This window comes from Lentibacillus kimchii, assembly GCF_042666895.1.
GTDB lineage: Bacteria > Bacillota > Bacilli > Bacillales > Amphibacillaceae > Lentibacillus > Lentibacillus kimchii.
In genome coordinates this window covers 44,991-55,893 of sequence record NZ_JBHTGR010000011.1, presented here as the reverse complement: position 1 = coordinate 55,893, position 10,903 = coordinate 44,991, and the positions used below count along the sequence as shown (strand labels likewise).

Annotated in this window: 10 protein-coding genes; 3 read left to right on the top strand and 7 right to left on the bottom strand. The window is 41.0% G+C overall.

Annotated features, from left to right (window positions below):
- Positions 1–721 precede the first annotated feature (721 nt).
- Positions 722–2,002 carry a hypothetical protein gene (locus tag ACFQU8_RS06910; protein ID WP_382358470.1) on the top strand — a complete coding sequence of 427 codons (1,281 nt, stop codon included), beginning with the start codon at positions 722–724 and terminating at the stop codon, positions 2,000–2,002.
- Positions 2,003–2,261: 259 nt separating this feature from the next.
- Here ACFQU8_RS06910 and ACFQU8_RS06905 read toward each other — a convergent pair whose 3' ends face one another.
- The 5 genes from ACFQU8_RS06905 to ACFQU8_RS06885 form a co-directional block, all read right to left on the bottom strand.
- Positions 2,262–3,305, bottom strand: coding sequence for a ribonucleotide-diphosphate reductase subunit beta (locus ACFQU8_RS06905; protein WP_382358469.1), 1,044 nt, complete (start codon positions 3,303–3,305; stop codon positions 2,262–2,264).
- Positions 3,286–3,720: a flavodoxin gene (locus ACFQU8_RS06900; protein WP_382358468.1), complete on the bottom strand. Its 435-nt coding sequence runs from the start codon at positions 3,718–3,720 to the stop codon at positions 3,286–3,288. Before ACFQU8_RS06900 ends, ACFQU8_RS06905 begins: the two co-directional genes overlap by 20 nt.
- The gene (locus tag ACFQU8_RS06895) at positions 3,717–5,927 is read right to left on the bottom strand and encodes a ribonucleoside-diphosphate reductase subunit alpha (RefSeq protein ID WP_382358467.1); all 2,211 of its coding nucleotides are present in this window, start codon (positions 5,925–5,927) and stop codon (positions 3,717–3,719) included. The genes ACFQU8_RS06900 and ACFQU8_RS06895 overlap by 4 nt, the downstream gene beginning before the upstream one ends.
- A gap of 460 nt (positions 5,928–6,387) precedes the next feature.
- Positions 6,388–6,702, bottom strand: coding sequence for a TIGR04104 family putative zinc finger protein (locus ACFQU8_RS06890; protein WP_382358465.1), 315 nt, complete (start codon positions 6,700–6,702; stop codon positions 6,388–6,390).
- A 69-nt stretch (positions 6,703–6,771) separates the two neighbouring features.
- Positions 6,772–7,314 carry a recombinase family protein gene (locus ACFQU8_RS06885; RefSeq protein ID WP_382358475.1) on the bottom strand — a complete coding sequence of 181 codons (543 nt, stop codon included), beginning with the start codon at positions 7,312–7,314 and terminating at the stop codon, positions 6,772–6,774.
- A 152-nt stretch (positions 7,315–7,466) separates the two neighbouring features.
- Here ACFQU8_RS06885 and ACFQU8_RS06880 point away from each other — a divergent pair, with 152 nt between their 5' ends.
- The gene (locus ACFQU8_RS06880; protein ID WP_382358464.1) at positions 7,467–8,906 is read left to right on the top strand and encodes a SulP family inorganic anion transporter; all 1,440 of its coding nucleotides are present in this window, start codon (positions 7,467–7,469) and stop codon (positions 8,904–8,906) included.
- Between the two features lie 41 nt (positions 8,907–8,947).
- Positions 8,948–9,367 (top strand): universal stress protein, encoded by a 420-nt coding sequence (locus ACFQU8_RS06875; protein ID WP_382358463.1) that lies wholly within the window; start codon positions 8,948–8,950, stop codon positions 9,365–9,367.
- A gap of 905 nt (positions 9,368–10,272) precedes the next feature.
- On the opposite strand, the gene ACFQU8_RS06870 is transcribed toward ACFQU8_RS06875, so the two are convergent.
- On the bottom strand, positions 10,273–10,473 hold the full coding sequence (locus ACFQU8_RS06870; RefSeq protein ID WP_382358462.1) for a hypothetical protein: 201 nt from the start codon (positions 10,471–10,473) through the stop codon (positions 10,273–10,275).
- A 71-nt stretch (positions 10,474–10,544) separates the two neighbouring features.
- Positions 10,545–10,880 (bottom strand): hypothetical protein, encoded by a 336-nt coding sequence (locus ACFQU8_RS06865; protein ID WP_382358461.1) that lies wholly within the window; start codon positions 10,878–10,880, stop codon positions 10,545–10,547.
- Positions 10,881–10,903: the final 23 nt, after the last annotated feature.

Below are 10,903 nucleotides of genomic sequence, written 5' to 3'. Positions count from 1 at the left end.
GCAGATGTTTGAATCGCTGGAGGAACAAGTTTAAACGACTAAAACACTGGCTAACTAAATTCAAAAGGGATAGGGTCATTTACACAAAATTATTGACGCCCCCCTATTAAAGGTGGAACAACATATGATACGCTTATTCCTATAATATCTAAAACAATCCAAAGTAACAATAGAAGTACTATATCAATGATTATGTATATTATTGATTTTCCTTCGAAAATTTCTTGATAAATTTTAATTATTTTAAAATTAAAAGCCAAGAAACAGTATGAATCACAAGTATTTTGAAAACAGAGTATAAAATAACAAAAGTACAATAATTTATGTGCGCCTGTTATTGACTATGTTAATTTGTTAGTTATTTCCCGTATAAAACACTATAAATACTGTCAACACAGAAAAAAGAGATGCTAAATCATATGTGATTTGCATCTCTAAATTGTGTTTTATTTAATGTTTTCTCCCCTGAAACTAAACTTGTTAGTTTGACAGGGGCAGCTTTTTTAATGAAATATCACAAACTACCGTGGATTATAGTGTCCGCTGCGGAAAAACACGTCGCTTTCCCGCAGGAGTCTTCGTGTTTTTCCTCCGCTCGCTAGTCTTGTGTCATATTTATTCATTAATATTAACCTTGGATTTGGCGAGGAGACTAAAAAACGAAATATTAGTTTATTTAAAATTTATGTTATACTGCCCTTAATTGCTAAAAAAGGCCGTGATGAGCATGAACGAACAATTGCAGGAATTGATAGGACAAACCCGGAAAACACTCGGGCTCAATAATCACACGTTGAAGCGCCACAATATTTTCCGGGAAATAAATGCCTGGTGCGAAACATACTATCTGTTAAGTATGGAATGGTTCCCGAACGACGCGGTAATTGTTGATGAAGACTTAAACCCTGCAGGCACAGCCTCCGTAGAGATAAATTTGTTTACAAAAGAAATACGAAACATAACTTTCGTAGAGAATGTCAACACGGCAGACACCAGCATATATCCCAAACTAGAAAACAAGAAAGCGATGATCAAATGGATTGAAACGATGACCGGGCTAACGTATGATCGTCATTTTATACGTGAGAATGACACAGACGAAGAACATAAGCAGCGATTTATGGCTGCGGTGGAACATACACCGGTTTATCCAGGCGGTAATATCCTAATCAAAGTCAATGACGACGGTATACTGACTGTGTTTGACATAAATGGTGTATTTCCAAATGAAGATCAGATCGCATCAGAACCATTTGCCCTGACATTACCGCAATACGAATCTGTGGCTCAAGCGGCTTGCAAGCTGCTGACCCTGCCCGACCAGGCTAAGGAAGCATGGGTATTCGTATACGGCATTGAAGAATTTTATCTAACAAATGACGGGAAACAAACAGTCCCATATGAAAATAAAAATTTAAGTTCGTATGTAGAGGAAGATATGATTTTGACGTGGAGCGCACCGTTGAATGGGGAATTCACCACACAAGCTATCAATAGGTCTTCGGTAGTGACACTTGAAACAGCTCTCGCCAATAAGGCCCATCCGGATGCCTATCCATTAACTGAGGCTGAAGTTGCAGCATGTGAACAAGAAGTGCTGCGTTTTATGCGGCTTGTTTATCCGGACGACAGCGGCAAGTGGCGGCTTACTGGCATTTATTTGGATAATAACTTAATCATTGCCGAAATAAGTGCGGTAACGACTGTGCAAAACGTGCTCAATCCGAAGATTAAACTGATCATTAACAGAGATACATTAACAGCACTGAATTACATTGATCAGAACCGGTTATTCGCTGGGATGTTCCAAACATTTACAGAAACCAGACACCCCGAAGTCTCCCAAACAGAGGCTTTTAACACGTTACGTGAACACCTGGAAGTCAGACCCGTGTATGTACATGACTCAGGCAAGAACCGTTATTTCAAGTACGCCAAGATCAATTGTGCCTATGGCGTCAATGCTGTGACAGGCGAACTCATGGACCTGACAGATGTTTAGAGAGGGCTGGGTTGGGCATAACTTTAATTATCAACTATAAAAACAAATAAGTTCAGACTTAGCGGAGGAAATATACGCAGACTCCTGCGGGAGAAAAAGCATAGGTGAGACCCCAGAGTGTGTCAACACGAGGAGGCTCACCAGCTGCCCGCGGAGAAGGCGTATATTTCCGGAGTGGACTTATTGCTCTAACTATATATTCCAGCGGTTCGCGCTTTAATTGATAAAAATACCTTTATCGTGACCCCTTTTGACACGATTACAAATCATCAAATCCGTTCAAGTTGCTTGTTTTTGTATACTGGCGTGATTTTTGCTCGAAAAAGTCCGTTTTGGTTCCGTCGAAGTTGTCCGCATAGGCACGGATCCATTTCATCGGGTTTTCTGTATGCTCCGGATACAATTCGCTCAGTCCCATCATGCGAAGCATTTTATTCGCGCGGTATTTAATATAGCCAGCCATTTCCTCAAGATCAATACCTTCAATCTCTGCGAGTACATAGTTCGACCATTCAATTTCCCGGTCAACCGACTCCCGGAAATGATTGTAAACCCACTCTGTCAGTTCAGCCGTATTCTGCTCCGGATTTTCATACAGAGTCGCCCGGAACAGCTCCGCGATAAAACGGCCATGCTCGAGTTCATCCCTGTTAATGTAGCTAATCATCGTTGAGGTGCCGACCATTTTATTCTCCCGTGCAAGATGATAGAAAAACGCAAAACCAGAGTAGAAAAACATGCCTTCCAAAAGCGCCGTATAGACCATCGTTTTCAGGATATTTTCAATCGTCGGTTCCTCAACAAACGCATTGTATTGCTGGATGATCGCTTCATTCCGCTTCAGCAGGATAGGGTCTTTGCGCCCGAGCTGAAATGATTCATTCTGTTCATCGAGTGATACGACGGATGACAGAACATACGAATAGCTCTCATTATGCACAGCTTCCTGCTGGGCAATTACCGCCATAATCGACTGTACAGACGGATCGGTCGCGTACAGCGACAAAAGCAGCGCCGTCCGGGTCTGTGGGCCATCCAGTGTTGATAACAGACCAATGACTTTCAAATACGTATCCCGCTCATTATCCGTCAAGGAGCCAAACTGGCGCAGATCATCGGCCATATTAATTTCGTCCGCCTGCCAATAATTGCCGATAAGCCGCTTATACATCTGATACCAATGCGGATATTTAATATCATTCCAGTTCAATATACCACTTGACTCGCCGCCGAATACGGCTGTCGACTTATTCGGATTCCTCGGTTCAAGCGTTTTCGCCTTATCAAGCAAGACTTTTGACATCATGCAGCACTCCTTCCAGCCAATTCCTAATCACTATTTCCTGTGAGCCGCGCGGTGACTGCTCAATTTTTAAACCAGACCATCTGCTGTTATAAAATGTGACCAGTTTATCAACTGCCAGGCAAAATAAATCATCACCGCCAAATTGCGTATCACCAGTGCCGAACACCGCTACATTGTCCGGTTTATAGCCGACTTCCAGAACGAAATCTTTCACTTCATCAGGCGTCCTTCCAATTTCCCAGGTGAACGTGCCCAGAAAAATCACATCGTAGCTGGACGCATCAACCGGGGGGTCAAGGCCAATTTCATGGACATTAGCATTCACCCCGTCTGCAGCCAGATGATCCGCAATCAATTCAGCTGTCTCCTGTGTATTGCCGCTATAGGACAAATAAGCAATCAGTGCCTTCAACTTTCACACCACTCACATTCTTCAATATCGTTGGCTGTTGAACGAATATAATAGGTTGTTTTCAGGCCCTGACGCCATGCCTGCAGATGCACATCAAGCAGAACGGATGCTTTGATGGTGTGCGGCACATAAATATTAAACGACACACTCTGATCAATATGTTTCTGCCGGGCGGCATTTTGTTTAACCGACCAGCGCTGGTCGACGATATAGGCTGACCGGCGATAAATATCATATGTCTGATGATTTAACTCCGGTGCCGTAACTGGGATCTTGAAATCCTTCTTCTCTTCAAAGTAAAACGGTGAGAAAACAGGGTCTATGCTGGCGGTCGAACCTGCAATCATCGATGTTGATGAATTCGGCGCCACGGCCATCAAGTAGCCGTTGCGCATGCCGTTTTCAGCTACTTCCTGCTTCAGCTGTATCCATGCGTCACTCGTATAGCCTTTAATTGTGAAGTACTCGCCTGTATCCCATTTGCTGCCGGCAAACACGGGATAGCTGCCTTTTTCCTTGCTCAGTTCCATACTGGTCCTGATCGTAAGGTAGGCTATTTTTTCATAGAGCTGATCAGCATAATCAACCGATTCATCGGTCTCCCACGGAATATTTTCCTTGGCGAGCAAATGGTGCCAGCCAAATGTTCCCAGGCCAATAGCACGGTACTTGTGATTCGTCATTGTCGTTTGTGTCAGCGGCAGTGTATTAATATCAATCACATTATCCAGCATGCGTACCTGGATAGGAATCAATCGTTCCAGCACGCCTTCAGGTACGGCACGGCCAAGATTAATCGAACTCAGATTGCACACAACGTAATCGCCGGGTTTGTATTTTTTCACCAGCGTCCCGTCCGCTTCCGTCATTTCCTCCAGAAATTCGGTCGGTGACTGATTTTGTGTAATCTCCGTGCACAGATTGGAGCAATAGATCATGCCTTGATGCGCATTGCTGTTCTGCCGGTTCACTTCATCGCGGTAAAACATAAACGGCGTACCAGATTCGAGCTGTGATTTCATGATCCGTTTCATAATATCAATCGCCGGCACCGCACGTTTTGTCAGTTTATCCGAATTAACACATTCCAGGTAGCGCTCGCGCCATGATCCGGCACCTTTCTCTTCATCATAGAAATCTTCGAGCGAATAGCCCATGACCTCACGCACTTCATGTGGATCAAACAAATACCAGTCACCGCGGTTCTCGACTTGTTCCATAAAATAGTCCGGCAATGTGACACCTGTGAATACGTCATGGGCGCGCAATCGTTCATCACCGTTATTCAGTTTCAAATCAAGAAACGCTTCAATATCAGAATGCCAAACGTCGAGATAGACAGCAATCGCCCCTTTGCGGGTACCGAGCTGATCAACACTGACAGCCGTATTATTCAGCTGTTTAATCCATGGCACAACACCGCTCGACATGCCTTTAAAGCCTTTAATCGAACTGCCGCGGCCGCGAATTTTACCCATATAGACGCCGATACCGCCGCCATTTTTCGACAGATTGGCGATATCCGTATTACTGTCGTAAATCGACTGCAGACTGTCATCAACCGTATCAATAAAGCAGCTGGACAGCTGGCCATGTGTTTTGCCTGCGTTTGTAAGGGTAGGTGTTGCAACCGTCATATATAAATTGCTTAACGCCCAGTATGCTTCTTTAACATACTCGCGGCGCTCTGACGGGTCTTCCTGCTGCATCAGATGCATCGCAATAATCATCCAGCGCTCCTGAGGCAATTCATGCGTATTCTGATCATGATCAACAGCCATATAACGCGTAGCCATCGTATATAAACCGAGATAATTAAACAGCCAGTCGCGTGAAGGTTCCATCATGCCGGCAAAATAATCAATATCATCTTTGGAATAGGTTTCAAGCAATTGCGGCGTATAGATGCCTTTATCAATCAGTATCTGAATCAATTCGTAAAAACTGCCATAGCCTTCAGCTGCCTCATAGCCCCGATTGGCAGCGGCTTTTTCGTATAAAGTCTTTAAATACAGACGGCTCGCAACATAGGTCCAGTCCGGATTGGCTTCATCTATGTTTTCCAGGGCACGTTTAATCATGTTATCCCATGTTGGCGTATCCCCTGTTTTCTGGATTTTTTCAAGAAATGCCTGTTTATCCACAGCAAGACCTTCAGTGGCCTGATCAACTAAACGCGTCAGGTCATTTTCTACGAACGTTGTCATATATACGCCTCCTTGAATATTAAAAAGCACCGTACGAATTCACCGATGCTTTATCTCCTATCGATGTATTTTTTCTAATGTCTCATGCCATGATCAATATACAGTGATTAATCCAGTCGTACACAGTTTACATTTGCAGGAACAAGTCCGGTTTATCCCCATGTTTTCTTTTAAAATAAATATATTATCATAGCTGTCGTATACTACATGTAGTGTGCTTTGTAATTACTATGTAGTATATTTTGTATAAATAGCTTAGCATAGAATAGCAAAGGGTTCAATAGACTTTTAAAGGAAGTCTCTACAAGCCCTATTCTACCGCAAAAAGAAAGTTCCCGGCTAAGGAACTTTTTATAATCTATCTATCATATTTTCCTTTGTCAACTAATTTAAATTAGCCAAACAGCATTTGACAAACAAATGTTCGATTCGCTATACTTATATTTAGAGGTTTCATAATCTAGAGGTCCAGTGGCGGCTCTTCCCGGCTGCTTATCTCCATCCAAAGCGGATGAAGCAATATAACGGCAACAAATATAATAATGATGAAAGCGATTAAGACAACTGCTGGAATATCAAAAAACGCTTGTATAAGAAGCGGCAGCAGAATCACCAGATTTAAAACACTGTTTTTCTTGCGCGATTTTTGGGTTTCGTATTGTTTTTCTCCGCAGTAAGGGCATGTCATAGCAGGATCTATTGCGTTTGTTTTTTTAATTGTCTGCCCCCAGCTCCATCTGTGATGGCAGTTTGCACAAGTCGGCAATGATATCACCCTTTAGATCAAAATCCTATATTTCTATTCTAGCAAAAGGAAAGTATCTAGTGAATGATTAATCTGTAATTAGCTTTCCATATACCTGTATAATGTTGATTTACTTATACCTGTTTCAGATTTAATGTCAGCCAAGCTGTATTTTTTGCTTTCATACATAGTGATAGCACGCTTTACATTCTTATCAGGCTTCCTCGGTCTGCCAGCAGCCACCCCTTTTTGCTTCGCGTTTGTCATTCCTTTTTTCGTCTGGTTGCTTATGACGTCACTTTGAAATGCCGCAAGATGCTTCACAATAACTGTAAATGAATAACCGCCTGTCTTACTCGTATCAATATCTTCTCTCAATGATTGCAAATGGGCTTCTTTCTCTGCAAGTTTATCAAGTAACTCAACAAGATGACGTGTGGAATCTGCAATTGCATAGAGTTTGGTAACAATGACCTTATCGCCTCTTCCGATATTATGAAATAAATTTTCTAATCGATCTCTTCTTTTGGCGAATGAATGTGTCTCCGTGATAATCTCATTACAATTTTTATCGCTTAACATTTGAAGCTGCCACTCACAGTTTGGATCTTCCTGATCTGGTCGCATGTATCCTATAAGCATGAAAACGCTCCTTGCTTGAGAAAAGCTATATTTCATTTCACTAAAGTCCTAATAGGGTTCCTTTTTGAAACGAATGATGTTAAACTACTTTATTGCATTACAGAATAAATGATAGTTAGTTATATTATATAGGATAAAGGAGTACGAGTGTCATGGGAAGTAAAATAAAAAACGAATGGTTTTCTAATATTAGAGGTGATATCCTTGCCGGTATTGTCGTTGCACTTGCTTTAATCCCTGAAGCCATAGCCTTTTCTATTATAGCTGGCGTTGATCCCATGGTTGGGCTGTACGCATCCTTTGTGATCGCTGTCGTTATCTCATTTGTCGGCGGGCGTCCTGCTATGATTTCTGCCGCAACAGGGTCCATGGCACTGTTAATGGGGCCATTAATACGTGACCATGGACTGGATTATTTACTTGCAGCAACAATACTAGCCGGTATCATTCAAATTTTATTCGGTGTATTTAAAGTAGCTAAATTAATGAAGTTTATCCCAAACGCCGTCATGATTGGTTTTGTTAATGCTCTGGCCATTTTAATATTCATGGCACAAGTGCCGCATTTTTTAGGTATCTCCAATATGACTTACTTATTTGTAGCAATTACACTTGTTATTGTTTATGTTGTACCGCGATTTGTAAAAATTATTCCTGCACCCTTGATCGCAATCATATTATTAACAATTGTTTCCATTTATACAAGTGCAGATGTGCGAACTGTTGGTGATTTAGGCTCTATTACAAGCTCCTTGCCATCATTCTTCATACCCGATGTTCCGTTCACCTTTGAAACATTGGCTATTATTTTCCCGTATTCCTTTGCGCTAGCAATTGTCGGATTACTGGAATCCTTACTGACTTCTACGATCGTTGATGATATGACCGGGACAGAAAGCAAGAAAAATAAAGAAGCCAGAGGCCAGGGAATTGCCAATACGATTACCGGATTTTTTGGTGGTATGGCTGGGTGTGCCATGATCGGCCAATCTGTTATCAACGTCAAATCAGGAGGGCGAGGCAGGCTATCTGCATTCGTAGCAGGTTCATTCCTTATCTTTTTAATTATTGTGCTTGGTGATTTAGTCGTGCAGATTCCAATGCCTGCTCTCGTAGGAATTATGATCATGGTTTCGATCGGGACATTTGACTGGTCCTCATTCCGTTATATCATAAAAGCACCGAAAAGCGACGCTGCAGTCATGCTTATCACTGTCATTATTGTCGTCGCAACAAACGACTTGTCCAAAGGCGTCATCGCTGGCGTCATACTAAGTGCGGTCTTCTTTGTTGCCAAGATATCGAAAATAAATGTTACTAAACAACAGGAAAACGAAAAATTAAATGTCCATGTGCAAGGGCAATTGTTTTTCGCCTCTACAGAAAGCTTTATTAACGCTTTTGATTTCAATACCTGGGATACAGACATCTCGATCGATTTTTCCAATGCACAAATATGGGATGAATCCGCGGTTGGGGCAATCGACAAAGTCGTATTGAAATACCAGGAACATAATAACCAAGTAGCACTGACCGGCTTAAATCCCGCCAGCCAAAAGATGATTGGTAAATTAGCGGTCCATGACCTATAATGAATACACTAGTTAAGGACGATATATCAAGGAGTGTTTACATGTATAATCGGATACTCATAGCCGTCGATGGTTCGGAACATTCCCTTAGAGCAACAGACGAAGCCGTGAAAATAGCCACTCTAACAAAGAAAAGTTTTATTGATGTTATTTTAGTTGCCGATTTTTCTAAAGCTAAAAATGAGGTCCTTCATTCTCAGGGGAAGGAAGAGCTGAAAATTTCACGCAAAAAGAAACTATTTCACGTGGAAGACAAATTGGAAAGCAACAATCTTTCCTATGACGTAAATGTACTTCATGGCGAACCCGGTCCAGCCATTATCCAGCATGCAAATGAGGGAGACTATGATTTAGCAATCATCGGCAGCCGTGGATTGAATACATTGCAGGAAATGGTGCTGGGCAGTGTCAGTCATAAAGTCGTAAAAAGAGTCGATTGTCCTGTACTTATAGTTAAGTAACGAAAATACTCGCCTAATTGTGATAGATCAACCTCATAAATAACACACAAAAAGTACAGGGTTAATTTTAACGGGGGTCAGTTTCAGGCGAGATAACAAGAAGCAATATACAAATTAGAGGTGCAAATCACATATGATTAAGCATCTTTTTTTGCAATTATGACGGTGCTTATATTACTTTACGTCGGAAATTAGCATCGTGTTTAGCAGAAGTACATAAATTTAGCGACATGTATTATGGTGTTTTCGAAGCTGCTGAAACATTTATGTTAGAATAAATAGTAAGTATTATAAAGCAAATGGGCCAGATTTTTGCAGAATAGTATGATAATATCGTGTTATTACGCATAAGGAGGACTAGGGAGGGGCTCGATGTACAAAATATTCAGGAATAGGGCCATTTTATTTAATAAGTGAGGAATAATATGTCTGCAAAAGCACTCGAATATCTTAAATCAGGTATAATAATTTTAATCGCAATTCTCTTATTATTTATTCTTAATTTGCCTAAACCGGATCCTGTGGATACCATTGTGTTTGCTCTTTTTTTCATTTTTATGGAGATATTTTTTCCATTCAAAAATAGAGACGTGACAAGTAAAAGAGAGTATATAACAGCGATTTTATTTTTTATTATTTTTGCTACCCCTGTTTTTATTTTCGATTTATCCAAGAAACTGTATATTTTTATCGGGATTCTAACTATTTCTATTCTATTGCTTAATAAGCTATTCGACTCAATAAAAAACAAATACAAGAAAACGTGAAAAATCATGCAAACGGACGCGTTTGTTGCATAACACAATAAATATCGTGCTGGAAGATATGCTGATTAGTGTATTATTAATGCTGTTATTAGCCTTTTTCGTTCAATCCTCGACACTCCCTGACCATGCATGATTCTTTTATTCAATGCTAACCAGTTCTGCTTTAACAATCTGGTATTTACTAAGCACAACCGTCTTACCATCACCATCTTCCACAGAAATAAAATTTTGTCCGATACCATTAAACTTCAATTCGAGCGGGCGGTCTTTAATCCGGATATTTTTAAGCCATTCACCGTTCGTTAATAAAATATGATAAATACGGATTTTCTTTGTCATGGTGTCTCATCCTTAATTAATGGTTATTCTCCTGGTTATCCATCTGATTGCTACACGACCCTCATCGCTATTTAATAATCCAATTGTCTGAGGTGCAGCAGCAATTCATTGTCATTTAAATACGTTAGTTTGTATTTGCGAAGTTTGCTCTCTATCGTCTTTTGCTGCTTACTTTTATCACTGAATAAGTTACCAATTTGATAAAATACTTCCCCGAAGATGCCCGCAAACCCGCGAAAGCCAATATTGAATCCCATTTGTTCTTTCTCTGTAAGCGGGAACTGCGTGTTTTCTTCAAGTTCCTTCTTGAAACCGCCTTTGACTAAAATATAGTCGTTTTTTCTCTTTAACGCAGCCAGCAGTTCTTCAGCATTATCGGCTACCGGGTAGTCACATTGTTCAGCCATTAACTCACTCCCTGTTTATTTAA